The following is a 24485-nucleotide window of genomic DNA, read 5'->3' on the forward strand; positions in this document are numbered from 1 at the left end:
TGGTCGAGAACCCGTCTACCAGGAGCTTCGTCGTTCCGTACAGCCGGCAACCTCCAACACCTCACCGCCACAGCCACGTTGAAAAAGGCTCACTGCTGCGCTCGACCCACGGAGTGAGATACCCGGAAAGATGCCCGCCCCAGGAGCGCCGGGGCACCCCGTACGCCGACGGCCACCGTGACGAGGAGCTTGTGCCAAGATCGCGGGATGCTACGACTGACCGATTTCATCATCGACTGTCCGGACACGATGAAGCTGGCTTCCTTCTACTCCGAGGTGACGGGCCGCCCGGTCAAGGAGGACAGCTCGGAGGAATGGGCCGGCATCCGGTTCGGCGAGATCGAGCTGGCGTTCATCCGGGTGGACGACTTCCGCGCTCCGCAGTGGCCCGACAGCGAGCACCCCAAGCAGTTCCACCTCGACTTCGAAGTGGACGAGATCGAGTCCGAGCAGCGCCGCGTCGTGGGCCTCGGCGCGACTCTGAAGCAGGACTTCATCGGTCCCGAGGGCTACGGCTGGCAGGTCTACACGGACCCGGTCGGCCACCCCTTCTGCCTCTGTCGCAACAAGGGTGTCGTCTGGGTCGATCAGGCCCCGGTCTGGCCCGAGCGCGGCTGAGGGCTGTCCCGGCCCGGCTCCAGGTCTCGAAGAATCGGTCCGCTTCGAGACCTGGGCAGGTGTTATGTGGCGCTGCGCCCACCCCCTCGGGACTCCACCCGGGCAACACGAGGAAGAACACAGGCCGCCGGCCGGGCACGGGTCCGTTCCCGGCGTGCCACGGGACCCGGCACGGCGGGCAGGTCTGCCGCGGCACCCCGCACCCCGCACCCCGCTTCCAGGACGCGCTCGTCCCTCCCGCCTTCCCGCGCTCGGGCGGCAGCCGTTATCGGACAAAGTCGCCCGAACAGCGGGAGAAGCGGTCGAGGGCGGCGTAGAACTCATGGGAGGCGGGCGGCTCACGTCGCGTAGGGGCAGCGGGGCCGCCTGGGGAGTGTGCGGGGCGTACGGGGAAGGCGGCGCGGGTGCTGTCGGACGAGACTTGGCGCGAGCTACGGGGCCAAGGGGCGACCCGCACCTTCCGTGAGCGCAGCGTGATGCTGAGGCAGGGGTCCGCGGGGACACACCTGCTCGCTCTCACCCACGGGCTCGCCAAGGTCGTGTGCCGGGAGCCGGGCGGGGCCGTCACCTGGCTCGCCTTCCGGGGGCCGGGCGACCTGCTGGGCGAGGTGTCCGTCTTCCACGGCACCACGCGTACGGCCGAAGTGGTCGCGCTCACCCCCTGCACGGCCGTCGTGCTGGAAGCCGCGCGGTTCCGCCGGTTCATCGAACAGCGCGGGCTCGTCATGGACTTGATGCGCCAGGCTCTCTCCCGGCTACGGGAGTCCGACGCACACCGCACCGAACTGCTGACCCTTCCGCTGGTCGCCCGGCTGGCGCGGGCGCTCCTGAGACTGGCCGAACTCACCGCACCCGGAAGGGAATCGGAGGCCGTACGGCTGACCGGACTGAGCCAGGAGGAGATCGCCCAGGCAACCGGGGTCACGCGCAACGCGGTCATCACCGGACTGCAACGGCTGCGCGAGTCCGGGGCGGTGGAGACAGCCCGCAGAACGATCGTCATCAAGGACATGGACGCCCTGCGCGGCTGGGCGATGACCGGCTCGGGAACCACGCCCGTGCCGTCCTTCTCGCCACCCCCGGCTCGGTGAGCACGTCCACGCTGTGACGTGGGACACCCGCGAACCGCCCTGCGCTGTGCAGTCGGGTGGACGGAACCGACGGAACCTCGAATCAGCCGGCCACCGGCCTTCGTATCCGTCCCGCCCTCCACGAGGAGACCACGCATGTCCAGCCCCGTCCCCGCTCCGTACAGCGAGAGCCGTCCACTGCCTCCCTACCGCGCCCTGTTCGCCGTCGACGCAAAGGACTTCACCGGCCTTCCCGCCGTGCAGCACGGTCCGGTGAGCCAGTTGATCCCCGAGCTCGTCGACCAGTCGCTGAACCGGGCCGGGCTCCACGAACTGCGCGAGGCCAAGAGGTTTCCGGCCAACACCGGGGACGGCGTGGTGTTCGGCTTCGATCCGGCGTTGCTGCCCTTCGTCCTCTGGCCGTTCCTGGATGTACTCGACGACACCCTCGGCGCCTACAACAAGCAGTGCGTGGGCCCCCGCATCCGCCTCCGGGCCAGCGTCCACGTCGGACCGCTGCCGGACGAGGACCGTCCCGGCGACGGCAACGGCACCGCCCGCAACGACACCCACCGGCTGCTGGACTCCCGTCCGGTCAAGGCCATCCTGACCGCCGCGAGCGAGCAGATCACCCACCTGGCGGCGGTCGTCTCCCAGCGGGTCTACGAGGACGTCGTGCTCGGCGGGTACACCGGACTGCACCCCGACCGCTGTGTGGAGGTCCCGGCCACGGTCGAGGGGAAGAACTTCTCGCAGCGGGCCTGGCTGTATGTCCCGTCGCCGTCCGGGAACCTCCTTCAGGCCGGTGTGCGACCGCGTGAGGAGTCCGTGGCGCCGGCCGGCACCTCCACCGACCGGGACCAGGACCCGGCCACCACACCCGGTACGCGTTACAGCGGCAACTCGCAGCACGTGGGCAAGGGTGCCGCGGTGATGGGGAGCGTCGGGCGGGACCTCACGTACACCGGTGAATCCACCACGTACCACGGCACCAACCAGCACTGGGGCGGCGGCGACAACGTTTCGGGCGACAAGCGGGTCGGCGGCGCCGGGGACCCCCGGTGAGCGACGGTGCGGACCCTTCCCCCGGCCGGGACGGCGAGGATCCCGAAGGAGGTCCCGGCCCCGAAGGCTCCTACCGCGGCAACCAGCAACGGGTAGACCACGGAATGGCGTTCATGGGCACGATCTCGGGGGACGCCAACGTGTTCATCGGCGTCCCGCCCGACGAGGACGTCAGTGAGCGCATCGGCAGGCCCCGTCTCCGGGAGGGCGCGTACCCTGCGGACGAAGTGCGCGACCGGCTGCGCGGGTTCGTCGAACCACCGACCCACGCCCGGTGCCGGAAGGTGCTGGACCGCCACCTCCTGATTCTGAGGGCCGGGAGTGGCGCGGGGGCGGGCACGTCCGCGTTCGCGCTGCTGGCGGAGCGGTACGGGGCGGACGGCATCACCGGCCTGGACCCGCTCGACGACCTGTCCCGGTGGCGCCCCAAGGAGCCACGCGGCTATCTGCTCCAGGGTCTGTCCCCGAAGGCCGCCGACGCGCTCGGCGAAGTCGGACTCACCGCGCTGGACTCGCTGCTGAGCCGCTCGGGCGCTCATCTGGTCGTCACCGTACGGATGGAGACGGCGCTGCCGGCAGACACGCTGCCCTGGCAGGTCGAGCACCACCCGCCGCCACCCGCCGAGGTGGCCGTGAGGTACCTGAGCACCATGGCCGAAGCGGGTGAACTCACCACCGCGCAGGAGGCCGACGCTCTGCGGCATCTCGCCGCACCGGACTTCGCAGCCCATCTGGACGCCCACCCGCTGCCGGGGGACGGTGTCGCGGTGGCGAAGGGGCTGTGCGATCTGGTCGTGGCGGGGAGGCCGGCCACATCCGTACTCGCCGACCTGCGGACCGGCAGCCCCGCGGCGGCGCGCGAAGCGCTCGCGAAAGCACGCGACCGGGCCGACCGGATCTCGCTGATGGCGGCCATCTCGCTGCTTCCCGGCCAGGACCGCACGGTCGTCGAACGGTTCGGCGCGATTCTGCGCTCCCACATCGACGGCCGCGGCGGCCCGGCACCGGCCATCACCGGGGAACCTCGGCGCGAGGAAGGGGCGGCAGCCCGGCACGACCTGCTCGGGCCGGCCTTCGAGGACCGGCTGGCGGCGGTCGGAGCACGCCTGCTGCCGCGCCGGTACGGAACGGCTCAGCGTTATCCGGTCCAGCCGGTCGGCTTCTCCGGACGGCACCGGTCGGACGCCCTGCTCCGGTCGCTCTGGCTGGAGTACGAAGGTATGGCGGAGCTGCTGTGGAAGAGCCTGGACGAGGCTCCCCCTCACCTCGGCGCCGAACTGGCGACGGGCGAGGCCATCGGGAAGGTGCTGGCCCACGCGACCGGACCGGACACCCTGCGCCAGCTGTACCCCTTCGCAGCGTCGGACAAGCGCTGGCGCCGCCGCCTGGTGGCCAACACCCTCGGGGAGATGGTCCAGCACCCCGCCCTCACCGGAGTGGTACGGGACCAGTTGCGGCAGTGGAGCCGGGCCGCGCCCGTAGCTCTCCGCTGCACCGTGGCCGAGACCTGCGGTGGCAGCTACGGCCTGACCCGCCCCGCCGCCTCCCTGAAGCTCCTGGACAGCGTGCTCGACAGAACGGGCGAGACTCTGGAGGTGCCCCTGCGCACCGCCGTGTCCTTCGCTCTCAGCACCCTCCTCTCGGAGGACGCCAACCACGCCCCCGTCCTCGACCTCCTGCGGGGGTGGCAGGGATCCGGCCCCGGTACGCCACGTCATGGTCTGGCCGTTCACGCCGTCGAATCGATGAGCAAGGACTCCTTCCCCATGCCCGGGGCGCCGGGCGTTCGGCGGGTGCGTCTCGCCGACCTGCTCGCGGTCCACCCCGAGCGGGCCCGCGGCCTCGTGGCCGCGGCCCTGGACGACCCCGCCACCCACGAAGCGGTGGCGGCGGCCCTGATCCTGATCGAGCGCGATCCGGAGTCGCGGCGGCGGACCGCCTTCCCGCGCCTTCTCGCCGATCTCGCCGCGACGGCCCGGACTCACCGGGGCGTCCTGCGCTTCGTCCTGCGTCACCACCGTTCCCGTACGGCTTCGACGGAAAGGCCCGCCTCATGACCGGCCCGCTCATCTCGCCGCTGGACTCCTCCGCGGCCTGGCAGTTGTTCCGTCTCCGGTTCGGGGGCCCCGAGGGCCGGGCCCTGGTGTTCCTCGCGGACGGCGGGGAGGACGCGTTGGTGCCGCCCCGGGACGGTGACTACTGGGGTTATCCACGGCCCACCCGGCGCGAGGTGCGTGAGGGGGAGTTCTTCGACATCGTGTGGGTCTCGCTCGCGGAGCGCCGGATGTCGGTCGACATCCCGCGGCGGCCGCCGAAGGCCCCGGCCCGTTACGGAGTCGTCTGGAAGGTCAGCAATCCGGTCGTCGCGGCGAGGGAACGGCTCACCGAGCAGCGGGCCCGGCAACTGGTCGTCGACCACATCAGCGGGAACGCCACGTTGCCCGGTGTCCCCGACCCGTTGCGGACGCCGCCGTCCCACTTCGGTACGACCGAGGTGGAGCCTCCCGGCCGGCCGAGGGTGATCGACGGTTCCGGTCTCACCTACTGGTTCCTCGATCCGCCGGCCGCGCTCCTGCCCACTCCCGGCACCGGCGCGGCCCCCACTCTTCCGTCGGGCTTCGGCGAGGCCCACCGTGAGGCCTACCGCTTCTACCGGGAGGTCGTCGCCGGCGGCCCGGTCGGCCTTGCGGCCCTCTGGCTGCTGCACCGGCCGGAAGAGGCGAAGGACGTGCTCGACTGGACGGTGGCCCATCGGGGTCTGCTCGCCGACCGGAACGACTGGGAACACACCCTCGCGGCCGCGCTCCAGTCGTTGACACCGGAGGACCGGAGCTTCGTCGGTGCCAACATGGCACGGGTCCTGAGCGATGTCGGGGTCCCGCAGGGCGACGAGGTGCTGCGCAGGATCGGCCACACCGATGCGGCGAGGGAGGGGAACGGCTTGTACGAGGAGCCCCGGTGACCGCTGCCCGCGCCGCCACCGGACCTCGTGCGTCCGCGCTGCCGGGGCATTCCACGTCGGTGGTCGCGGGCTCCGGCGGTGGCCGTCGGCGCGGGAACCACGGGGCTCAGTCCGTACGGGCGCGTCCCAGGCGGAGGGCCGAGACGAGGAAGAAGACGCCGCCGAGGAAGGCGTAGCCGGCCAGGTTGTCCAGGGAGGCGCCGGTCTTGTCCGCCTGGGCGACGAACGAGGCGCCGGCGAGGGTGGAGATGGTGCCGCTGGCGATCATGGCCCACTGGCCCCCGAGCCGGCGCCGGACGGCGCCCACGACGAGCTGGACGATGCCCGCGGTGACGGCCCAGGCGCCCCAGACCCGGAGGACGGCCGGGACGCCGGAGGTGGCCGCGACGGCCAGGGCGATGGCGGTGAGGGCGCTGAGCGCGATGTTCACGTGGAGGGCGCGCAACGGCCGGCTGTTCCTGCGGGCGGACCTGAGGTCGGCGACCGCGCACGCCACGTCGAACAGCGGGTAGATCACCAGCAGCGTGGCCGTGAGCGCGCCCAGTGGCCCGGCGGTCATGAACAGCAGAACGGCCCATACGGCGGGGAAGGCGAAGCGCAGGAAGTACAGCTTGCGCAGGGCTGCCGGGACTCCGGCGGGGGCGGTCCCGACGCGGATGTCCATGGAAGTGCCCTTCGGCGGGCGCGTGCCGGTATCGGTCTGTCGGGTCATCGGGTGCTCCCGTTCAGGACGAAGGCCGCAACGCGGGCAGCAGCGGCACCCGGCGGCGGGCAGCAGCACGGCAAGGTGACGGCGGGTTGTTCGCGGAGGAGAGCCATGACGGCACCACTCATCGTGAGGGAGAACGTTCGGTCTCTTCGAATCACCCACAGTCAAAGGCCGGATTCGACCGTTGTCAAGAACGAACGTTCTCCCTCACGGGTGAAGTACGCTGACCGCATGAGTGAGGGCACAGGGGGCACAGGGGGCGGCGGCACGTCAGCGGCACGCGCGCGGCTGCTCAGCACGGCAACCAAGATCTTCTACGCGGAGGGGATCCACTCCGTCGGCGTCGACCGGATCATCGCGGAGGCGCAGGTCACCCGTGCCACGCTGTACCGGCACTTCACCGGCAAGGACGATCTGGTCCTCGCCTATCTCGACCAGGCCGACCGGGGGATCCGGGCAGGGATCGAGGCAGCCCGGACGGACGGGCAGTCGGCGGCCGACACGGTCCGGGCGATCGGCCGGTTCATCACCGGAGGCATCCAGGGCCCCGGATTCCGCGGCTGCGCGTTCCTCAACGCGGTAGCCGAGTATCCCGACCCCGCCCACCCCATCCACCAAGCCGTCCTGGCCCACCGCCAGTGGTTCCTGGAAACGGTCACCGGGCTGCTGGCGCAGGTCGGCGACGATCCCGCGGACGAGGCCGGCCGGCACCTCGTCATGCTCCGCGACGGCGCCATGGCCGCCGGCTGCCTCACCGACCCGGAACTGGTCTCCGAGACCTTCCTCCTGGGCGTCGAGGGAATTCTGCGGGCACGCGGCGCCTGAGCCGCTGCTTCACGCTCACCTCATCCGCCTCACCTCATCCACCTCCCCTCACCTCGCCCCACCTCGCCTCCCCCCACCTCGCCCCCCGCCAGCCGCTCCCGAAGTCACCGGCCGGCCGGCCCGGCGCCGCTGTCCAGCCCGAACGGTCGACGAGATGTTGGCTGCCCCGGCCCCTCGCGGTGACGCTGAGCGGGATGTCGCCGGGGTTCGGCAGAGCGCGGACGGATCCGCGACGGTCCCGGCGTGACGCGGACGGAAGGAGTCACACCATGAGGGTCATGCTGCGGGCGCAACTGGACACCCGGCTCGCCGGCGAAGCGGTCAAGAACGGCACCCTGCCGACGATCATGCAGTCGCTCGCGGAACGCCTGAAGCCGGAGGCGGCCTACTTCGGTCCCAGCGAGGGCAAGCGCTGCTGCACCTTCGTCTTCGACATGCAGGACAGCTCCGTGCTGCCCTCCATCGCCGAGCCGCTCTTCGAAGGGCTCGGCGCGACCATCGAGATCCAGCCGGTCATGAACACCGAGGACATGCAGAAGGGCCTCGCCGCACTGCGGCAGGGCTGAGCCACGCAATCCGCCCGGAACGGGCCTGGGCCGTTCCGGGAATTCTCGGCGTTTCCCGGGAAACTCTCCGGCGCGGTGTCGAGAACCGTCGCCCCGCTCCGACGTCCCCTGTGAGAGCCGCCCGCGAGGGGCGGCCGGGACGCAGAGGGAGCGGATCATGAAGTACCTGGTGATGGTGCAGGGCTCGCAGGCCGACTACGAGGCGATGCGCGGAAACGCGTCCGCCGGCAATCCGGCCTGGGGCGAGAAGGACGTGCAGGCCATGTTCACGTTCATGGGCGCGGTCAACGACGACCTCGCCGAGAGCGGTGAGCTCATCGACGCCCAAGGACTCGTCGAACCCGCGAAGACCCGGTTCGTCACCGCCGGTGACGACGGCCGCCCGGTGATCACCGATGGCCCCTACGGGGAGACGAAGGAAGTGCTCGCCGGGTACTGGGTACTCGAATGCGAGAGCCTGGAACGGGTCACCGAGATCGCCGCACGTGTCACGCAGTGCCCGGCACCCGCCGGGGCGCCCGTCCGTCCGGTGGTCGTCCGGGCCATCGACAGCGGCGGGGGCGATGTGTGAAACGTACGACCGAGGTCGAGGACCTGCTGCGGCTGCACGCCCCGCAGGTCCTCGGCGCGCTGGTCCGCCGGTACGGGCACTTCGACGCGTCCGAGGACGCGGTGCAGGAGGCCCTGATCGCCGCCGCCCGGCAGTGGCCCGAGCAGGGGGTACCGGACAATCCGCGTGGCTGGCTGATCAGGGTGGCGTCCCGGCGGCTCGTGGACCGGCTCCGCAGCGACGACGCCCGGCGCGCGCGTGAGGAGGCGGCGGCCGCACTCACGCCCCGGGACGCCTTCGTCGCGCCGGCGCCCGATGAACCCGTGGCGGGCGGCAGCCGGGCGCCGTCCGAGGACGACACCCTCACGCTGCTCTTCCTGTGCTGCCATCCGGATCTGGTCCCGGCCGCGCAGGTCGCCCTGACCCTGCGGGCCGTCGGCGGGCTGACCACGGCCGAGATCGCCCGTGCGCATCTGGTGCCCGAGGCGACGATGGCCCAGCGGATCAGCCGGGCAAAGCGGAAGGTCCGGGGCGCCGCCTTCGTCCAGCCGGTTCCCGCCGAGCGGGACGCACGGCTCGCGGCCGTGCTCCAGGTGCTCTACCTGATCTTCAACGAGGGTTACACGGCGACCTCGGGACGTTCCCTGCACCGTGCCGGCCTGGCCCGGGAGGCGATCCGGCTGACCCGTTCGGTCCGTCGGCTGCTGCCGGGGGACGGCGCGGTGGCCGGGCTTCTCGCGCTGATGCTGCTCACCGATGCCCGCAGCGCCGCCCGCACCGGACCGCACGACGAACTGATCCCCCTCGACGAGCAGGACCGCACCCGATGGGACACGGCAGCCGTCGCCGAGGGCACCGCTCTGGTCGAGGAGGCCTTGCGCGAGGGGTCGGCCGGGCCCTATCAGGTGCAGGCGGCCATCGCGGCGCTGCACGACGAGGCCGCCCTTGCCGATGACACCGACTGGCCGCAGATCCTGGCGCTGTACGACATCCTCGTACGTATCGCCCCCGAGCCGATGGCCGAGCTGAGCCGGGCCGTCGCCGTCGCCATGGTCCACGGGCCCCGGGCCGGACTGGCCGAGGCCGACGCCCTCGCGGACCGGCTCGCGGGCCACCACCGCCTGGACGCCGTCCGCGCCCATCTGCTGGAACGCGCCGGTGACACGGAGGGGGCCCGCGCCGCCTACCGCTCGGCGGCTTCCGGGACCCTGAGCCTCCCGGAAGCCCGCTACCTGTACGGCCGGGCCGACCGCCTCGACGACTGATCCGGGCTTCGGCCGACGGCATCGTCGCCCTGAGCGATGACTCGTGAGTCGTGGGTCATGGGTCATAGGTCATAAGTCATGGCTCGTTGAAGCGGCAGAATAAATGCAAAAGATACAAAATAGCGGCAAACGGCTTCAAACCGTCGCACTGGCGGTGGTTTCACTGGCCGTCGCATCCCCGGCTGGCAATCATCGGGTCCATGACCAACAGCGACAAGGGCCGAGACATCACCCTCCGGATCGCTCAGCAGCCGGAGGCGGACGAGCTTCTCGCGCGCAGCCCGCTCGCCGCCCTCGTGGGCATGCTGCTGGACCAGCAGGTGCCGATGGAGTGGGCGTTCTCCGGACCGTACGCACTGGCACAGCGCATGGGCGGGGACGATCTGGACGCCCATGAGATCGCCGCGTACGACCCCGAGGCGTTCACCGAACTCTTCACCGCCAAACCCGCGTTGCACCGCTATCCGGGCTCGATGGCCAAGCGGGTGCAGCAGCTGTGCCAGTTCCTGGTGGCGCAGTACGACGGCGAGGCGAGCGCGGTGTGGACCGGGGCCGCGACCGGGGCGGAGCTGCGGAGACGGCTCAACGCCCTGCCCGGGTTCGGCACCCAGAAGGCGCAGATCTTCCTGGCGTTGTTGGGCAAGCAGTTCGGTGTCCGGCCGCCGGGCTGGCAGGAGGCGGCCGGACCGTACGGGGAGCCAGGCTCGCACCGCTCGGTCGCCGACATCACCGGCCCCGAGTCGCTCGCCGAGGTCCGCGCCTTCAAGCAGGAGGCCAAACAGGCCGCGAAGGCGGCGAAGGCGGCGGCCAAGGGCAGGTGACCTGCTCCGGACCGGCCGGCCCGGCCTCCTCCCCCACCAGCCCCCTCCCCCATCGGTCGCCGCCCGCATCAGGCGTGTCCCCATCGGGCCATGCCACCGCGCGCACCACCCTCCGCACTCCCAGGTGCGCCCCCTCCCACGCCACACCGCCCGCACGGTCGCCCCGTTCATCACAGCCTCAATTCCGGAATGAACGCCTATATGTCTCCGCGGACGGCACCGCAGTCCCCTCCCATGGCTGCGCCCGGAGGCCCTTGACCGGTAGGCTTTCCGTGTGATCTTCAAGCGCATCGGAAATGGGCAGCCCTATCCCGACCACGGCCGGGAAAGCACCCGGCAGTGGGCGGATGTCGCGCCGCGCCCGGTCCGCCTCGACCAGCTCGTGACCACCAAGGGCCAGCTGGACCTCGAAACGCTCCTCGCCGAGGACTCGACGTTCTACGGCGACCTCTTCGCGCACGTCGTGAAGTGGCAGGGCGACCTCTATCTGGAGGACGGGCTGCACCGCGCGGTCCGCGCCGCGCTCCAGCAGCGCCAGGTGCTGCACGCCCGCGTGCTCGAACTCGGCTGACCCACCCTCACCGCCCCGTTCGACTACCCGTCAGGGTTCGTTCGAGTGCACTTTCGCACTCGGACGGGTGCGAGGCGCCGATCATCAAATAGTCATCATCCCCGGGTCGCACTACGCTGCGCCCATGAGCATGCTCACTCCCCCCGGCATGGGCGGAAAGTACCGCATCACGGGTGACAAGTACCCACGCATGAGGCGTTCCCGCCGCCGCAGCAGACTGGTCCTCACGGCCATCGCCTCCGTGGCCGCCCTCGGGCTGGCCGGATGGGGCACGTTGCAGCTCATCGATGTCTTCACGGGCGGCGACAAACAGGCCAGCGCCGCCGACCGCAAGGCGGACTGCCCGACCGCCGAGCCGTCCGCGCCCGCGAAGGTCCTGCCGAAGCCCGCGAAGATCACGGTCAACGTCTACAACGCGACACCGCGTGGCGGACTGGCCAAGGCGGCGGCCGACGAGCTGAAGAAGCGCGGGTTCACCATCGGCAAGGTGGGCAATGCCACCGCCGCGTACGACAAGAAGGTGCCCGGGGCCGGCATACTGCTGGGCGCTCCGACCTCGGTCAACGGAACGTTCCCGGTGCTCGGCACGCAGCTTCCCGGCGCGGCGACGAAGACCGATGCCCGCCGTGGCACGGACGTCGACCTGATCATCGGGACGAAGTTCAAGGCGTTCAGCACGCCGCAGGCGGCGGCCGGGGCGCTGACCGCCCTGACGAAGCCGGCACCGGCGCCGTCCTCCTGCTGAGGGCTGACGAGGCGGGCACAGCACAGCGGCCGGGGCGCGCGAAGAGCGCCGCCCCGGCCGTTTTGCGTCCGGGCATGGCCCCAGGGCCGCTCGTCCGGTTCGTTTCATGCGGGGCCCGCGGGGTCCGGTGCCGGACTCCGGCCCCGGACCGGGCCGGTCCCTCGCCCGCGGACGGGCCCGGGACACCCTTAGCCGACGGTGCCGTACATCCGGTCCCCGGCGTCGCCGAGGCCCGGGACGATGTAGCCGTGCTCGTTGAGCCGCTCGTCGACCGAGGCGGTGACCACGGTGACCGGCGTCCCCGCCAGCTCGCGCTCCATCACCTCGACGCCCTCCGGCGCGGCAAGCAGCACGACCGCGGTGACGTCGTCCGCGCCGCGTTTGATCAGCTCCTGGATGGCCGCGACCAGGGTGCCGCCGGTGGCGAGCATCGGGTCCAGGACGTACACCTGGCGGCCCGAGAGGTCATCCGGCATGCGGGTCGCGTACGTGGACGCCTGAAGCGTCTCCTCGTCGCGGATCATGCCCAGGAAGCCCACCTCGGCGGTCGGCAGCAGCCGCACCATGCCGTCGAGCATGCCGAGGCCGGCCCGCAGGATCGGCACGACCAGAGGCCGTGGGTACGACAGCTTCACTCCGGTGGTGGGTGTCACCGGGGTCTCGATGTCGACCTGTTCGGTGCGCACATCGCGGGTGGCCTCGTACGCGAGCAGGGTGACCAGCTCGTCGGCGAGGCGCCGGAAGGTCGGGGAGTCGGTGCGCTTGTCGCGCAGGGTGGTGAGTTTGTGCGCGACCAGCGGGTGGTCGACGACGTGGATCCGCATGCCGTCAACAGTAACCGCGCCTCCCGTACCTGTGCGCTGGCATCAACCGCACGTTCGGGGGGAAGGTGGGGGCATACGGACCCAGCCTGGGGGTGACGAGCCAATGCCGGACGCGAAGCCGGAGCCGGACGGACCGGACGGACCGGACCCGCAGGACACGCGGGACGCGCCGGAGACCGACGCGCAGCGCCGCAGGCGGCGCGCCCAGTTCCTCCGCGAGCTTCACGAGGCCAAGGCGCTCCGTGACCGGGTCCAGCCGCGCCGGGTCAAGGCCGCCAGAATGCGCCAGGCCATGCGGATGCGGACGTTTCGCTGGTAGCCGTCCGGCCGGTGGAGGGCCCCCGGGTGGCGGCGCCGGAGAGAAGTGATGGCCGACGCAACGTCGGAACTGCTCTCGCGGAGCCCTCGTTTCTGCCACGATTCCGATGGGCGGGACGCAGGGCAGCCGGACCACCGGCTGGCCTCCCGCCGGACCGGCACATCCAGGGTCTCTCGTTGGGATCGGATCCCGCTTCCTGTTCCGCCCTGATCCGAACGAGGGCTCCAAGACCAGTGGGAGAGTCACGGTGTATTTCGCCGCACTGCTCGCGCGCACCGAAGACGGGTGGGAAGCGAGCGACACGGATCTCGACGATGTGGAGACCCTGTCCGATCTGACGGATCTGGCCCGTGGGGCCTCGGTGGACGAGGACACGGTGCTTGTCTTCATCGAGCAGGAGGACGCCTGGTTCGGCGTCGTCCGGGTGGACGGTGAGGAGGACCCGCGTATCTACGTCTCCAACGCCTCCGCCGCCGCCCGCTCCTCGTACGGGGAGATCCTGCTCACCGATGAACTGCTCGGCCGCGAACCCGGGGCCGAGGACTCGATTGCCGCCCTCGAAGAGCTCGTCGGCCTCGACGGTACGGAGGACGGCGAGCCGCATTCCCCCGACAACTCCAACCACACCGACGATGACGACGGGCCGGACCCCGACGCCGTACCGGCGGGTCCGCTCGGTGAGACCGGGGTGCTGTCCGACCTCGGGCTTCCCGAGGCGGAGCTGCTGATGCTGCGGACGGACGCACTGGCCGAGATCGCGGACGCGCTGGGAGCGGCCGAGGTCCTGGAGACCGTCCGTTAGGGTCCGCGGGTGACCGAAGCACCACACCCGCACCACCCGTCCCCAGCGCAGCACCCCCCGCACGATCCCGTACGAGACCCGTGGCGGGCGCCCATGCGCCGCGCCCTGGACGAGGCCGCCCTGGCGGCGGCGGCCGGCGATGTGCCGGTCGGTGCCGTCGTCCTCGCCCCGGACGGCACCCCGCTCGCCACGGGCCACAACGAACGCGAGGCGACCGGCGATCCGACCGCGCACGCCGAGGTCCTCGCGCTGCGCCGGGCCGCTGCCGTCCTCGGCGAGTGGCGGCTGTCCGGATGCACGCTCGTCGTCACCCTGGAGCCCTGCACCATGTGCGCGGGCGCCCTGGTGCAGTCCCGCGTGGGCCGGGTCGTCTACGGCGCCCGGGACGAGAAGGCCGGAGCGGCCGGCTCGCTCTGGGACGTCGTACGGGACCGCCGGCTCAACCACCGCCCCGAGGTGATCCACGGCGTCCTGGAGACCGACTGTGCGGCCCTCCTGACCGCCTTCTTCCGCGACCGCTGACCTGCGTCCCCCGCGCTCACGCGGGCTTGCCGGGAATCGGATTTCGGCGGACGGCCGAGATGGTCTAAGCTCTCTCTCGGTAGCGTGTCCGAGCGGCCGAAGGAGCTCGCCTCGAAAGCGAGTGTGGGGAAACTCACCGAGGGTTCAAATCCCTCCGCTACCGCTCTCACACCCTCCTGATCAGTGGAAACACGGTCAGGGGGGTGTTTTGCGTGCGCTGCGGCAGAGCCGCTGCGCACGCGTGGCATCCGGCCCCCGGGCGCCCTGAGGGGTACCTCATGGGCGCCCGGGGGGGGTTCGTGACGGTCCTGCCCGTCCCCGGCCCTGTCAGAGGGATCCGTCGGCAACGGCCGCTCTCCAGCGGGCCTTGCCTGACAGGGTGAGGGAGACGGCCTGCGGGGTCCTGTCCGTGATCTGTTCGGCGACGTTCTCCACACCGTCGCAGGGGTAACTGATCCACTTCTTGCCGTTGGCCCGCAAGGTGACCTGGCCGCTGCCCGAGCAGACGAAGTGGACGGTGTAGGACGCATGGGGCGGCGTGAACTCGGGCAGCTCCACGCCCACCGCGCCACCGGTTTCCGGGACGAGGAGTTTCTTCCCCGAAAGCTGTTCCAGCTTCAGGGACTGCGACGCCGTCGGCCCGGCGGACCGCGTCGCTCCCCCGGGGCTCCCCTCACCCGGGGGAGACGCCTGACACCCCGTGGCGGCAAGAGCCGCCAGGAGGACGCTGAGCGCGGATACCGTTCTTGCGCGCATCGCCTTCCTCGCTGTCACCGGGTGCCCGCTGCGGGGCGCCGGCCGAGCACGGGGCGTCGCTCCGGCATCAGTAGTACACCCGCCAGTTGGTCCGGTACGGAGCCGAGGCCTTGAAGCTCGTCTTCCTGCCGTACGTGCAGTTGCTGTACTGGTAGGCGGTGTACCCCGACACGTTCTCCTTCAAGTTGCCGAAGTCGCCCTTGATGGTGGAGTGCGCCTTGACCTTGCCGGAGACCTCCTCGCCGACCTCGGCAGTCATGGACTTCTCCACACTGCCGTTGATCGAGCCCTCGATGCTCGCGAAGACTCCTGCCTTGAGGGAGGCGGTCATGGTGATGGAGACGCCGAACTTGGTCGTCCCGCCCCGCTTCGACGTGAACTTGAACGACTTCGCGCGACTCGTACTGTTCGTGACCGAGGTGCGGTACTTCACGTCCCGGGTGTTGGCGATGTTCTTCGAGACGATGGCCCTGGTGCCCGGCCTGCAGTACTCCGACATCGGGACGGCGTCCGCGGCCACAGCGACCCCTGTCGACAGGACGGTCACGGCCAGAGCCCCCGCCAGCGCCACCGGAATTTTCCTGGAAAGCATCGTTCCCCCATCTCGCGTTCATTCTTCCGGGGCCGGCGCGACAGCAGTCGCGGTCAGGACCAGGCGAGCCTGTCCCGCCCTGTGCCGACCCCCTGCGGCGCAGACACTAGCCACGCCCGAGGGTGGGGTGTGCCGGTCGTTCGCCCCACAGAAGACGGCCGTCTCGCACCCCGGAGCGCGTGCCGGAGGTCCTTGCCCTCTCAGAGGTCGGCCACGTCGACCAGACCGTCCTGGATGGCGCGGGCGACCAGGCTTGCCTTGGTCCGCGCGGGGCGGCCGACGTTCGCGTACTTGATCCGTACACGGTCGAGGTACGAGTTGACGGTCCGCACGGAGATGCCGAGGCGCTGCGCGACCAGTTCCTTCGACTCCGACTGGAACCACTCGATGAGCACGTTCTCCTCGCGCGTGGAGAGCTGGGGGCGGTCGGCGCGGGCGTTCGTTCCCAGTGCGCCGGCCAGCGCGGGCGGCATGTAGGGCCGCTCATCGGCTGCTGCCAGCGTGGCCTCGACCAGGTGCTCCCGGCCCTCGCTCTTGGCCAGAAAGGTCGCGGCGCCCAGGTCGAGGCAATTGAGAGCTGTCTTCTCGTCGTCCCGCATCGTGTAGACGACCACCTGCCGCCCGGCGTCGACGAGTCGTCGAAGGTCACCGAAGGCGGGCCCGCTCTCGCCCAGTTGCAGATCCAGGACGACGACATCGGCCGTGCTGCCCGGCTCGGTCCATGCCTCGCGTACGGAGCCGCCGGCCGCGACCACGGTGATGGGCCGCCGCGATGCGGCGAACCACGCCTCCACTCCCGCGAGGATGGCGGGATGGTCGTCGACCACGACGACGCCCACCGGCGCGTTGTCGCTCATGCCGGACCTGCTCCGCGGACCGCCGACCGTTGCCAGCCGGACTCCACCCACACCCGTCCGCCACGCGCGGTTCTGACGACGGTCACCTTCGCGTTCGTGGCCGGACCGTGCGCGTGGGCGGCCCCCTGTGTGCCGCCGTCGCCGACCACGCTCACGCGCACCTCGCCGGGTGTCCACACCACGGTCACCCGCGCGGTCGAGCGGGTACGGCCCAGAATCACCGCCACCGGGTCGACCAGCGCCCTGCGCACCTCCACCGGCACCTCACCCTGCCGGCCTCGTACCGCCAGGCTCACCGTCGCCCCCTGGTGCTCGGCCACTTCCACGCACGCCCGTAATTCGTTCAGCAAGGGGTCGGAGACTGCGTCGCCCTCCGCGAACAGCCGGCGCATACGGGCGCCCTCCACGCCGCATCGCAGTCTGACCTCCTCGTCGTGCGGACTCAGCGCACCGTGGCCGAGCCCCACGAGCAGCGGCACCGTCGTCGCCGTCAGGGCGCGGTAGCGCTCCTTGTGATCACGCTGCATGTCCTCGTGGATGCGTTCCCGGGTGCGCAGTTCTTCCTCCCGTGCGGCCTCGGAGCCCGCGGCCGGCGCCATGCCGCGGAGCAGACTCGTCACCAGTACACCGACGGAGAACTGGAAGCCGCAAGCAGAAATCGTGGAGATCCCCAGGAGGGCCGCCTCGGCGACGGTGGGGGTCCCCGACAGGAACACGGCGGTCGCGTTCAGCCCCATGTGGGCCCCGAGGAACGCCGCGAACACCCCGAGCCGCAGGTCGGCCAGCAGGAACAGCGCATGCCAGCCGACCACTCCGAACGCCCAGTCCGCCGGCCCTGTCGACAGCTCCGGCGGGAGCGTGAACGCGCACACCGCCGAGACGGCCAGCAACGAGACCAGGCCACCCGCGCGCACCCCCGGCGGTATCCGCCTGCCGCGCAGCAGAGGGGAGCCCCCGGCCACCGCGACGGCGGCCAGGCAGACGAAGGCGGCTGTCTGTGCCCACGCGGGGCGGTACACGTCCTGGTAGACCGTGAGCCGGCGCAGCGAGACGGTGAACTGCCACACCAGACTGATCAGCAGCACGGCCAGTTGGGCCCCGTGGAGGAGGTGCCCCCGGATGAGGCGTACGGCAGCGGCGTGCTGTGCCGGGACGCGGGGCGGACGGGAAGCACGGCCCGTCGTCCGTGTTCCGTCCGCCGCCTGCGGCTCCCGGTCCGGGCCGTGCCAACGCCACGTCACGCGGGTTCCGGTGTCGGGACGGGAGATCACGGAGGCCGAACCGCCGACCGCGCGCATCCTGCCGATGATGGAACCGGAGATGCCCCGGCGCCTCGCGGGGACGGACTGCGGGTCGAAGCCCCGTCCCGCGTCCGTCAGTTCGACGACCACGCCGTTACCGTCCGCCCATGCCCTGAGCTCCGCCTCCCCCACTCCGGCATGGCGCGCCACGTTGGTGACGCCCTCCCGGACGCCGTTGAATATCGCGAGCCCGGGTCCGGACGGAATCACCAACGGGCCGTCCACGCGCGTCCTGAGCCGCACCCTGGACGGCCCCTCGCCCTCCGGCACGCAGCCGAGGAGCACCCCGAGGTCGACGCTTCCCGTCTCGAACCCGGGCATGGCGGACAGCGCCTCCAGATCCTGTCTGGCCCGGCGCGGCAGCCACGACCAGTCCCGGCCGTCTCCCTGGGAGACCATCAGCAGCGTCGCGCTCGCCGTGTCGTGCAGGGTTGCCAGGTACGCGCGCTCGGTCGCCCTGCGCGCGGCGGTGACAGCGGCCTCCCGGCGCGCCGCCGCCCTGGCCGCGGCAGCCCGGTCTGCCGCCCTGGCCCGCGCCCTGAGCACCCGGTACGCACCCGTCGACAGGCTCACCTGGACCAGCATGCGCACCAGGGGCACGACGTCGGGGCTCTGCCCGGGAGAGGCGAGGACGTCACCCAGCACGCAGACGGCCACCCCCAGCGCGGCCAGGCCGACCCCGGCCACGGGGCGCGTCGCCCACGCGTACTGGAAGGCGACGACACAGATACCGACGACGGCCTCCACCACCACATCCGCACCGTCGCCGCCGAGCACCGGCTGGAGCATCCCCATCAGCACCACCACGGCCGCGTCCAGCGTCCACAGCAGGGCGGACGGGAGCGGGCCGCGCAGCGCGTGGAGGCGCACACCGCAGAGCAGGACGGCGGGCACCAGCAGAGCCACGGCCAGGGGAGTCCCGGCCGCGTCCGCCAGGACGAGACCCAGCGCACCGCACAGACACACCACGCTGGAGCAGAGCCACACCCCGTACCGCTCAAGGGCAAGGGCCAACAGGCGCTCGCTGGATCCGGGGCCCTCCACCGGCTCGGCGGCTCCGCCCCGCCCCTCGTACCCCCCCATGCCGCATGGAAGGCAGGATAGTCAGCCCGGAAGGCCCGATCCCGGGAAACCGTCAAGGCCCGCAGCCCCCGTCCGGCACCGCTCGTCCGGACCTGTTCCGCCCCGGCGGGTGGTGCGGTTGTTCCGCGCCGGCGACGGGTGCGGCAGGGATGGCAAAGACGCGTGGGGCGGGCATGACGGATGGCCCCGGGGCCGACGACAGCATGTCGGTCGGGCCCGGGGCCATCCGTGCGTTCAGGTCGGGGGAAGCGGCATCGGGGGGACAAGCCGCTTCCCCCGATGAGAACAGTCCCTACCAGTCCTCGCCGCGATCAGGGGGGGAAGGCCGCGGCAAGAACCCCACAGAGAGGTTCTGTTCCTCGCCCCTCGGATTCCTGCCGTATCCGCCGGGGCTCGTTCTCCATCCTGCCGCGCCGCGGACGCCGCGCAGGCAGGCAAAGGACCTCGATCACCGGGTCCTTGGTCCCTAAAGACCGCATGAGTGATCGGAAACAGCAAGCCGATGCGGCCATACGTGCGGATAGACTCGCCCGACTGCACAGGGGATCGAAGGGGAGTCAGGGGCCGATGGTGCAAGCGAAGAAGATCGCTCTCTACGTGATAGTCGTCTTCGTGCTCTACACGATCATCACGTCCCCCGCCCGGGCCGCAGATCTCGTCCAGGTAGGGTTCGAAGGCGTTTCGGATGCCGCGAAGAGCGTCGGCGACTTCATGTCCGAGCTGGTGAAGTAGGAGTACCCCATGATCCGCCACCTGGTCCTGTTCAAGCTGAACGACGGCGTCGAGCGGGACGATCCACGGGTCGTCGCAGGTGCGGAGGCCTTCCGGGGACTGGCGGACAAGGTGCCGGGGCTGGAGTTCTGGGAGTGCGCCTGGAACATCACCGACCGGCCGATCGCGTACGACTTCGCCATCAACTCCGCGGTCGCCGACGAGGCGGCGCTGAAGAGCTACATCGAGCATCCGGCCCACCAGGCAGCCGCCGGGCAGTGGCGTGAATTCGCCACCTGGGTGATCGCCGACTACCCATTCTGACTCCTTTCCGACTCCTTCGGCCCTGCGAGCCCCTCACCACGACAGTGAGGGGCTTTCTTTGTTTTAAACCGATTCGAGGTCAACACGGCGCTATGGGGTGCTTGCGCATAGTGGACATGTCTTGTGATGCTATGACCGCTTTTGACGGATGAGTTGACCGAAGTTGACCGCAAAGGGGTGGCGTCACCGTGCCGGCCAGTACAGCGCCTCAAGTGCCTCCCCAGACCGTCCAGTCCGCCCGGACGGCACCGGCGGCACAGACGCCTCCCGCGCCCCAGACATCGCAGGAACGCCATGAGCCCCAGGGGTCCGGGAGGTCTCATACGTCCCAGGGACCCGAGGCGCCCGAGGCACACCCGGCATCCGGCGCCCCCCAGGCGCCCGTCGGACCCACCGGCCCCGAACAGCCCGAGGCGAACCAACAAAACCAGCCGGTCCAGCCCGTCCAGCCGCTCCAGACCGAGACGCCCGACGACACCGTGACGCCCGGCAGGACCCGGGGTGCCGACACCAGGGCGCTCACCCAAGTGCTCTTCGGCCGGCTCCATGAGCTGGAGCCGGGCACCGCGGAGCACGGCCGGGTCCGGGCCGCACTCATCGAGGCGAACCTGCCGCTCGTGCGGTACGCCGCCGCGCGGTTCCGCAGCCGCAACGAGCCGATGGAGGACGTCGTCCAGGTCGGCACCATCGGCCTGATCAACGCGATCGACCGGTTCGACCCCGAACGCGGGGTCCAGTTCCCCACCTTCGCGATGCCCACCGTCGTCGGCGAGATCAAGCGGTACTTCCGCGACAACGTGCGCACCGTCCACGTGCCGCGCCGGCTCCATGAGCTCTGGGTCCAGGTCACCGGCGCCACCGAGGATCTGACGACCGCTCATGGCCGCTCACCCACCACCGGGGAGATCGCCGAACGGCTGAAGATCTCCGAGGACGAGGTGCTCGCCTGCATCGAAGCCGGCCGCTCGTACCACGCGACCTCGCTCGAAGCCGCCCAGGAGGGCGACGGGCTGCCCGGCCTGCTGGACCGGCTCGGCTACGAGGACCCCGCCCTGGCCGGCGTCGAACACCGCGATCTGGTCCGCCATCTGCTCGTACAACTGCCCGAACGCGAGCAACGGATCCTGATGCTCCGCTACTACGGCAACCTGACGCAGTCCCAGATCAGCGCCGAACTGGGAGTCTCCCAGATGCATGTGTCAAGGCTCCTGGCCCGAAGCTTCGCCCGACTTCGTTCCGCAAACAGGATCGAGGCCTAACCGGATCGGGTAGACCGGTCCCGAAGGGTTCCTCGCGGGCCAAAAGCCTCACACCCCTTGTTAACTGCGCAGACGCCATCAAGACTTGTCGACAAGTCACTACAGCGTGTTGCCGACATGTGACATTCTGCGGGAACCGCGTTTGCCGCAGCCTCCCCTCCGGTATTCAGGTGGAGGCTGCGTTCCTCCGATGGTCGTGGCCACCGCGACCGTCCGCGACCTCAAGGGGGTGGCATGTCCGCAGAACAGGGCAGCTCGAAGGTGCTCACGCTCACCAAGAGCGTTCCCGCACCCGTTGTGCTCACCAGCTCGCCGGAAGCCATCGACACCCGTACGCTGTCCCGCTCCCTGTTCCTGCGGCTCGCCGCGCTGGGCCCCGCTCCGGGTCCCGACGGGACGGACAGTCCCGAGCGCGCCTATGTGCGGGACACGCTCATCGAGCTCAACCTGCCGCTGGTGCGCTATGCCGCGGCCCGGTTCCGCAGCCGCAACGAGCCGATGGAGGACATCGTCCAGGTCGGCACCATCGGCCTGATCAAGGCGATCGACCGGTTCGACTGCGAACGCGGCGTGGAGTTCCCCACGTTCGCGATGCCCACCGTCGTCGGCGAGATCAAGCGCTTCTTCCGCGACACCTCCTGGTCGGTGCGGGTGCCGCGCCGGCTCCAGGAGCTGCGGCTCGCCCTCACCAAGACCAGCGACGAGCTCGCCCAGAAGCTCGACCGCTCGCCGACCGTTCCGGAGCTGGCCAAGGCGCTCGGGGTCTCCGAGGAGGATGTGGTCGACGGCCTGGCCGTCGGCAACGCCTACACCGCCTCCTCGCTGGACTCGCCCTCGCCCGAGGACGAAGGCGGCGAGGGCTCACTGGCCGACCGGCTGGGGTACGAGGACGCGGCCCTGGAGGGCGTCGAGTACCGCGAGTCGCTCAAGCCGCTGCTGGCCAGACTCGCCCCGCGCGAACGCCAGATCATCATGCTGCGGTTCTTCGCCAACATGACCCAGTCGCAGATCGGCGAGGAGGTCGGCATCTCGCAGATGCACGTCTCGCGGCTGCTGACCCGCACGCTCGCGCAGCTCAGGGAGGGGCTCATCGCGGACTGACCCGGAACTCCGATCCCGTGGGGGTTCCACTTTGACGACCCGTCAGACACACTGCCGCAATGCGACGTCAGACATTCGGCCGGCCCGGCCGCCGGGGCACCGTGATCGCCGCCTCGGCGGCCGCGCTGTGTCTGGGCGGGGCACTGGCAGGCTGCGGCGGACAGGCGGACGGCAACGGCTACACAGCGGTCGGCGCCGCCGCCGCGGGGCCCGGGAAGACGCCCTCGGGGGCGGTGGCCCCCTCGGGGAAGGTCACGCTGGTGCCGCTGGACGGCGACGGGAGCGATCACCGGAGCGGTAACGGGAGCGGCGGCGGGAGCGGCGGCGGGAGCGGCAAGGACCGCTCCGGGGTCTCGCCCTCCCCAGGATCCCCGGACACGGCGGACGGCGCGGACGGCGGCGGTACGGGGGATAGGGGCGGCTCCGGCGGCTCCGGCCCGGACAGCGCGCGGCCCGGTGCGTCCGGAGGCCCGGCGCGGACCCCGGGAGCGTCCGGCGCCACCGGATCGACGGGCGGCGCACCCTCGGGCAGCTCCGGCTCCGGCTCGTCGGGGGGTTCGGGTTCGGAGAGCGGATCCGGTTCGGAGGGCGGTTCCACCGGCTCCCCTTCCTCACCCGGCCCCACCGCCCCCGCCGGGGCGGCCGTACTGAAGGTCGGCACCCCCGTGCGCGCGGCGGCGGACGAGCGCTGGTGCGAGAAGGTGACCGTGGAGTTCCGCAATACCGGTGGCTCACCGGCGCGTTCGGGCACCGTCACCTTCGCCACGCACATCATCGGCGGGCTGGGGATCGACTGGGCGACCCAGGAATCGACAGCGCCGCTGCCCGTGCCTGTCGGCGCGGGAGCGGCGCGGAAGATGACGTACACCGTCTGTGTGGACGCCTGGCGGGTACCCCTGGGCATGCATGTCGAGACCCGGGACGTGACCGCCGTCTGGAAGTGACGGGTGAGCGGGGCCGGCGGGCCGGGTCAGCCGAGCGCGAGCCAGGCGACCGCGCCGAGCACGACGATCACCGCCACGACCGCGGCGATCAGCCCGGTCCTCGGCCCGGACGACACGGCGGCGGGCTGCTGACGGCGCTGCGGCTCGCCCTCGTCGACGAAGGCGCGGAACATCTGGGTGTTGCCTGCCGGGTCGCTGTTGCCCTCGGGACCCTGCGGAGCGTGGGGATTGTGTGCCATGTCGCAGGACCCTAGCGAACTCCGCCGAAGCGCCCAACCCCCGGGCGGTGAAGGCACGAGGCCATGAACGGCGAACCGGTGAAGGAGCAGCGGGGAGGGGGCGGGGAGGCGAGCCGGGAGGCGAGCGGGGAAGCCGCCCGCCCCGTGCCGCCCCGTTACGGACCCGCCGCAGCCGGTGTTCGCCAACCACCGCCGGGACAGCCTCAGTTGGACACGGCACCCTCGCCGGGCCCGCTCGCTCCCCCGTATATATGGGTGACAAGGGCCCGCGCTCCCCGCACGGCCCTGGGCGCGCACCCGATCCGTCTCCCGGCCCGCACCCCGGCCCCGCGCCCGAACCGCCCCCGAGCGCCCCCACCACGCGCCTCCACAGTGGCGCAGAACACACCCGTCACGCGCACACCGCACACGCTGGGCGTTTGACCCGCACCCTACGCAGCCTTTTGTCTTCCTTTACTTATGCAAGCCCCTTTTCGTTTGCCTTCGGCAACCAACGACTTCTATGGTTGCCCTAAGCAACAAGATGACCGGTGAGATGTCTGGGGGTCCCGTGGCCGCACGGAGTCAGTACGAAGAACTGGCCCGGCAGCTCAGCGCGATCGGCGCCGTGAAACGGGGCCTCACCCGCATCCTCCCCGCCGAGTGCCCGGGCGGCTCGGCCGCCGTACTGGCTCTGCTGAACCGGCACGGGGAGATGAGGATCAGCAGACTGGCCGAGCTCCTCGCAGTCGACATGTCGGTGACCAGCCGACACGTGGCTCACGTGGCAGAACGCGGCTGGATCGAACGGTCCCCCGACCCGGCGGACAAGCGCTCCCGCATCCTGCGGCTGACCCCCGAGGGCGAGAGCGTGCTCGACGGACTGAACGACCGTACGACCGAGATGTTCGCCCACAACCTTCAGGATTGGTCCGACGAAGAGGTCGGGCAGCTCAACACGTTGCTGGCCCGGCTGCGCGACAGCTTCTCCTGTCGCGGCTCCGGCGGGTGCGCCCCCGGAAAGCACAGCGGCGAATGCCGCTCCCGGTCCTCCGACGGCCACAACGGCTCGTACACCCGTACACCCGTGTAACAGAAGCAAAGA

Annotated in this window: 28 protein-coding genes and 1 tRNA gene; 22 read left to right on the top strand and 7 right to left on the bottom strand. The window is 71.0% G+C overall.

Translation table 11 applies throughout. The features are described from left to right. The first annotated feature begins 207 nt into the window (after positions 1 to 207). The 5 genes from ACZ4LX_RS32710 to ACZ4LX_RS32730 all read left to right on the top strand — a co-directional run bounded on the left by ACZ4LX_RS32710 (position 208) and on the right by ACZ4LX_RS32730 (position 5715). On the top strand, positions 208 to 618 hold the full coding sequence (locus tag ACZ4LX_RS32710) for a VOC family protein (protein WP_467650580.1): 411 nt from the start codon (positions 208 to 210) through the stop codon (positions 616 to 618). A gap of 404 nt (positions 619 to 1022) precedes the next feature. Then, positions 1023 to 1709 carry a Crp/Fnr family transcriptional regulator gene (locus tag ACZ4LX_RS32715; protein ID WP_467650579.1) on the top strand — a complete coding sequence of 229 codons (687 nt, stop codon included), beginning with the start codon at positions 1023 to 1025 and terminating at the stop codon, positions 1707 to 1709. A gap of 135 nt (positions 1710 to 1844) precedes the next feature. After that, positions 1845 to 2753, top strand: coding sequence for a hypothetical protein (locus ACZ4LX_RS32720; protein WP_467650578.1), 909 nt, complete (start codon positions 1845 to 1847; stop codon positions 2751 to 2753). Then, positions 2750 to 4810: a hypothetical protein gene (locus tag ACZ4LX_RS32725; protein ID WP_467650577.1), complete on the top strand. Its 2061-nt coding sequence runs from the start codon at positions 2750 to 2752 to the stop codon at positions 4808 to 4810. The genes ACZ4LX_RS32720 and ACZ4LX_RS32725 overlap by 4 nt, the downstream gene beginning before the upstream one ends. Beyond that, a complete protein-coding gene (locus tag ACZ4LX_RS32730; RefSeq protein WP_467650576.1) occupies positions 4807 to 5715 on the top strand; it encodes a hypothetical protein in 909 nt (302 codons plus the stop codon). Before ACZ4LX_RS32725 ends, ACZ4LX_RS32730 begins: the two co-directional genes overlap by 4 nt. Before the next feature lie 106 nt (positions 5716 to 5821). Here the strand turns inward: ACZ4LX_RS32730 and ACZ4LX_RS32735 are convergent, their stop codons facing one another. Next, positions 5822 to 6379 (bottom strand): hypothetical protein, encoded by a 558-nt coding sequence (locus ACZ4LX_RS32735; RefSeq protein ID WP_467650585.1) that lies wholly within the window; start codon positions 6377 to 6379, stop codon positions 5822 to 5824. 276 nt (positions 6380 to 6655) lie between these two features. Here ACZ4LX_RS32735 and ACZ4LX_RS32740 point away from each other — a divergent pair, with 276 nt between their 5' ends. The 7 genes from ACZ4LX_RS32740 (at position 6656) to ACZ4LX_RS32770 (ending at position 11767) form a co-directional block, all read left to right on the top strand. Further along, the gene (locus ACZ4LX_RS32740) at positions 6656 to 7249 is read left to right on the top strand and encodes a TetR/AcrR family transcriptional regulator (RefSeq protein WP_467650575.1); all 594 of its coding nucleotides are present in this window, start codon (positions 6656 to 6658) and stop codon (positions 7247 to 7249) included. A gap of 269 nt (positions 7250 to 7518) precedes the next feature. Then, positions 7519 to 7815 (top strand): hypothetical protein, encoded by a 297-nt coding sequence (locus tag ACZ4LX_RS32745; protein ID WP_467650574.1) that lies wholly within the window; start codon positions 7519 to 7521, stop codon positions 7813 to 7815. A 157-nt stretch (positions 7816 to 7972) separates the two neighbouring features. Beyond that, positions 7973 to 8386: a YciI family protein gene (locus ACZ4LX_RS32750; protein WP_467650573.1), complete on the top strand. Its 414-nt coding sequence runs from the start codon at positions 7973 to 7975 to the stop codon at positions 8384 to 8386. Beyond that, positions 8383 to 9630, top strand: a complete 1248-nt coding sequence (locus ACZ4LX_RS32755; RefSeq protein WP_467650572.1) for an RNA polymerase sigma factor — start codon at positions 8383 to 8385, stop codon at positions 9628 to 9630. The genes ACZ4LX_RS32750 and ACZ4LX_RS32755 overlap by 4 nt, the downstream gene beginning before the upstream one ends. Positions 9631 to 9830: 200 nt before the next feature. Continuing rightward, complete coding sequence (locus tag ACZ4LX_RS32760; protein ID WP_467650571.1) at positions 9831 to 10451, top strand: HhH-GPD-type base excision DNA repair protein; 621 nt, start codon at positions 9831 to 9833, stop codon at positions 10449 to 10451. A gap of 274 nt (positions 10452 to 10725) precedes the next feature. Beyond that, positions 10726 to 11022 carry a type II toxin-antitoxin system VapB family antitoxin gene (locus ACZ4LX_RS32765; RefSeq protein WP_073736427.1) on the top strand — a complete coding sequence of 99 codons (297 nt, stop codon included), beginning with the start codon at positions 10726 to 10728 and terminating at the stop codon, positions 11020 to 11022. Between the two features lie 148 nt (positions 11023 to 11170). After that, entirely contained in the window at positions 11171 to 11767 is a 597-nt protein-coding gene (locus ACZ4LX_RS32770; protein WP_467650584.1) for a LytR C-terminal domain-containing protein, read from the top strand. 188 nt (positions 11768 to 11955) lie between these two features. Here ACZ4LX_RS32770 and upp read toward each other — a convergent pair whose 3' ends face one another. Further along, entirely contained in the window at positions 11956 to 12591 is a 636-nt protein-coding gene (gene upp / locus ACZ4LX_RS32775; protein WP_467650570.1) for a uracil phosphoribosyltransferase, read from the bottom strand. A 103-nt stretch (positions 12592 to 12694) separates the two neighbouring features. Between upp and ACZ4LX_RS32780 the strand changes: the two genes are divergently transcribed. The 4 genes from ACZ4LX_RS32780 to ACZ4LX_RS32795 all read left to right on the top strand — a co-directional run bounded on the left by ACZ4LX_RS32780 (position 12695) and on the right by ACZ4LX_RS32795 (position 14397). Next, on the top strand, positions 12695 to 12910 hold the full coding sequence (locus ACZ4LX_RS32780) for a hypothetical protein (RefSeq protein WP_467650569.1): 216 nt from the start codon (positions 12695 to 12697) through the stop codon (positions 12908 to 12910). Between the two features lie 247 nt (positions 12911 to 13157). Next, positions 13158 to 13712 (top strand): tRNA adenosine deaminase-associated protein, encoded by a 555-nt coding sequence (locus ACZ4LX_RS32785; protein ID WP_467650568.1) that lies wholly within the window; start codon positions 13158 to 13160, stop codon positions 13710 to 13712. A 9-nt stretch (positions 13713 to 13721) separates the two neighbouring features. After that, positions 13722 to 14234, top strand: a complete 513-nt coding sequence (tadA, locus tag ACZ4LX_RS32790) for a tRNA adenosine(34) deaminase TadA (RefSeq protein WP_467650567.1) — start codon at positions 13722 to 13724, stop codon at positions 14232 to 14234. 78 nt (positions 14235 to 14312) lie between these two features. Then, positions 14313 to 14397 (top strand) — tRNA-Ser (locus ACZ4LX_RS32795). 164 nt (positions 14398 to 14561) lie between these two features. Here ACZ4LX_RS32795 and ACZ4LX_RS32800 read toward each other — a convergent pair. The 4 genes from ACZ4LX_RS32800 to ACZ4LX_RS32815 all read right to left on the bottom strand — a co-directional run bounded on the left by ACZ4LX_RS32800 (position 14562) and on the right by ACZ4LX_RS32815 (position 18823). Further along, positions 14562 to 14990, bottom strand: a complete 429-nt coding sequence (locus ACZ4LX_RS32800) for a hypothetical protein (RefSeq protein WP_467650566.1) — start codon at positions 14988 to 14990, stop codon at positions 14562 to 14564. 67 nt (positions 14991 to 15057) lie between these two features. Beyond that, entirely contained in the window at positions 15058 to 15582 is a 525-nt protein-coding gene (locus ACZ4LX_RS32805) for a hypothetical protein (protein WP_467650565.1), read from the bottom strand. 200 nt (positions 15583 to 15782) lie between these two features. Next, complete coding sequence (locus ACZ4LX_RS32810) at positions 15783 to 16439, bottom strand: response regulator transcription factor (RefSeq protein ID WP_467650564.1); 657 nt, start codon at positions 16437 to 16439, stop codon at positions 15783 to 15785. Continuing rightward, positions 16436 to 18823: a sensor histidine kinase gene (locus ACZ4LX_RS32815; RefSeq protein WP_467650563.1), complete on the bottom strand. Its 2388-nt coding sequence runs from the start codon at positions 18821 to 18823 to the stop codon at positions 16436 to 16438. The genes ACZ4LX_RS32810 and ACZ4LX_RS32815 overlap by 4 nt, the downstream gene beginning before the upstream one ends. A 567-nt stretch (positions 18824 to 19390) precedes the next feature. Between ACZ4LX_RS32815 and ACZ4LX_RS32820 the strand changes: the two genes are divergently transcribed. The 5 genes from ACZ4LX_RS32820 (at position 19391) to ACZ4LX_RS32840 (ending at position 23162) form a co-directional block, all read left to right on the top strand. Continuing rightward, positions 19391 to 19555: a hypothetical protein gene (locus ACZ4LX_RS32820; protein ID WP_467650562.1), complete on the top strand. Its 165-nt coding sequence runs from the start codon at positions 19391 to 19393 to the stop codon at positions 19553 to 19555. Between the two features lie 9 nt (positions 19556 to 19564). Then, the gene (locus tag ACZ4LX_RS32825) at positions 19565 to 19858 is read left to right on the top strand and encodes a Dabb family protein (RefSeq protein ID WP_326737522.1); all 294 of its coding nucleotides are present in this window, start codon (positions 19565 to 19567) and stop codon (positions 19856 to 19858) included. Between the two features lie 212 nt (positions 19859 to 20070). After that, complete coding sequence (locus tag ACZ4LX_RS32830; protein ID WP_467650561.1) at positions 20071 to 21117, top strand: RNA polymerase sigma factor SigF; 1047 nt, start codon at positions 20071 to 20073, stop codon at positions 21115 to 21117. Positions 21118 to 21351: 234 nt separating this feature from the next. Next, a complete protein-coding gene (locus tag ACZ4LX_RS32835) occupies positions 21352 to 22218 on the top strand; it encodes an RNA polymerase sigma factor SigF (protein WP_467650560.1) in 867 nt (288 codons plus the stop codon). Between the two features lie 59 nt (positions 22219 to 22277). Then, entirely contained in the window at positions 22278 to 23162 is an 885-nt protein-coding gene (locus ACZ4LX_RS32840; RefSeq protein WP_467650559.1) for a hypothetical protein, read from the top strand. Positions 23163 to 23188: 26 nt separating this feature from the next. Here the strand turns inward: ACZ4LX_RS32840 and ACZ4LX_RS32845 are convergent, their stop codons facing one another. After that, positions 23189 to 23401 carry a hypothetical protein gene (locus tag ACZ4LX_RS32845; RefSeq protein ID WP_326737519.1) on the bottom strand — a complete coding sequence of 71 codons (213 nt, stop codon included), beginning with the start codon at positions 23399 to 23401 and terminating at the stop codon, positions 23189 to 23191. A gap of 550 nt (positions 23402 to 23951) precedes the next feature. On the opposite strand from ACZ4LX_RS32845, the gene ACZ4LX_RS32850 reads away from it, so the two are divergent. Beyond that, positions 23952 to 24473: a MarR family winged helix-turn-helix transcriptional regulator gene (locus ACZ4LX_RS32850; RefSeq protein ID WP_467650558.1), complete on the top strand. Its 522-nt coding sequence runs from the start codon at positions 23952 to 23954 to the stop codon at positions 24471 to 24473. The last annotated feature ends 12 nt before the right edge of the window (positions 24474 to 24485 follow it).

The sequence above is a fragment of the Streptomyces sp. NPDC026062 genome, assembly GCF_055568375.1.

What these genes read in the sequence shown, in the direction of transcription:
- ACZ4LX_RS32710 (WP_467650580.1), top strand. Translation starts at nt 208, where the DNA reads ATGCTACGACTGACCGATTTCATCATCGACTGTCCGGACACGATGAAG.
- ACZ4LX_RS32720 (WP_467650578.1), top strand. Translation starts at nt 1,845, where the DNA reads ATGTCCAGCCCCGTCCCCGCTCCGTACAGCGAGAGCCGTCCACTGCCT.
- ACZ4LX_RS32730 (WP_467650576.1), top strand. Translation starts at nt 4,807, where the DNA reads ATGACCGGCCCGCTCATCTCGCCGCTGGACTCCTCCGCGGCCTGGCAG.
- ACZ4LX_RS32735 (WP_467650585.1), bottom strand. Translation starts at nt 6,379, where the DNA reads ATGGACATCCGCGTCGGGACCGCCCCCGCCGGAGTCCCGGCAGCCCTG.
- ACZ4LX_RS32740 (WP_467650575.1), top strand. Translation starts at nt 6,656, where the DNA reads ATGAGTGAGGGCACAGGGGGCACAGGGGGCGGCGGCACGTCAGCGGCA.
- ACZ4LX_RS32745 (WP_467650574.1), top strand. Translation starts at nt 7,519, where the DNA reads ATGAGGGTCATGCTGCGGGCGCAACTGGACACCCGGCTCGCCGGCGAA.
- ACZ4LX_RS32750 (WP_467650573.1), top strand. Translation starts at nt 7,973, where the DNA reads ATGAAGTACCTGGTGATGGTGCAGGGCTCGCAGGCCGACTACGAGGCG.
- ACZ4LX_RS32760 (WP_467650571.1), top strand. Translation starts at nt 9,831, where the DNA reads ATGACCAACAGCGACAAGGGCCGAGACATCACCCTCCGGATCGCTCAG.
- ACZ4LX_RS32770 (WP_467650584.1), top strand. Translation starts at nt 11,171, where the DNA reads ATGGGCGGAAAGTACCGCATCACGGGTGACAAGTACCCACGCATGAGG.
- upp (WP_467650570.1), bottom strand. Translation starts at nt 12,591, where the DNA reads ATGCGGATCCACGTCGTCGACCACCCGCTGGTCGCGCACAAACTCACC.
- ACZ4LX_RS32780 (WP_467650569.1), top strand. Translation starts at nt 12,695, where the DNA reads ATGCCGGACGCGAAGCCGGAGCCGGACGGACCGGACGGACCGGACCCG.
- ACZ4LX_RS32800 (WP_467650566.1), bottom strand. Translation starts at nt 14,990, where the DNA reads ATGCGCGCAAGAACGGTATCCGCGCTCAGCGTCCTCCTGGCGGCTCTT.
- ACZ4LX_RS32805 (WP_467650565.1), bottom strand. Translation starts at nt 15,582, where the DNA reads ATGCTTTCCAGGAAAATTCCGGTGGCGCTGGCGGGGGCTCTGGCCGTG.
- ACZ4LX_RS32810 (WP_467650564.1), bottom strand. Translation starts at nt 16,439, where the DNA reads ATGAGCGACAACGCGCCGGTGGGCGTCGTCGTGGTCGACGACCATCCC.
- ACZ4LX_RS32815 (WP_467650563.1), bottom strand. Translation starts at nt 18,823, where the DNA reads ATGGGGGGGTACGAGGGGCGGGGCGGAGCCGCCGAGCCGGTGGAGGGC.
- ACZ4LX_RS32820 (WP_467650562.1), top strand. Translation starts at nt 19,391, where the DNA reads ATGGTGCAAGCGAAGAAGATCGCTCTCTACGTGATAGTCGTCTTCGTG.
- ACZ4LX_RS32825 (WP_326737522.1), top strand. Translation starts at nt 19,565, where the DNA reads ATGATCCGCCACCTGGTCCTGTTCAAGCTGAACGACGGCGTCGAGCGG.
- ACZ4LX_RS32835 (WP_467650560.1), top strand. Translation starts at nt 21,352, where the DNA reads ATGTCCGCAGAACAGGGCAGCTCGAAGGTGCTCACGCTCACCAAGAGC.
- ACZ4LX_RS32840 (WP_467650559.1), top strand. Translation starts at nt 22,278, where the DNA reads ATGCGACGTCAGACATTCGGCCGGCCCGGCCGCCGGGGCACCGTGATC.
- ACZ4LX_RS32845 (WP_326737519.1), bottom strand. Translation starts at nt 23,401, where the DNA reads ATGGCACACAATCCCCACGCTCCGCAGGGTCCCGAGGGCAACAGCGAC.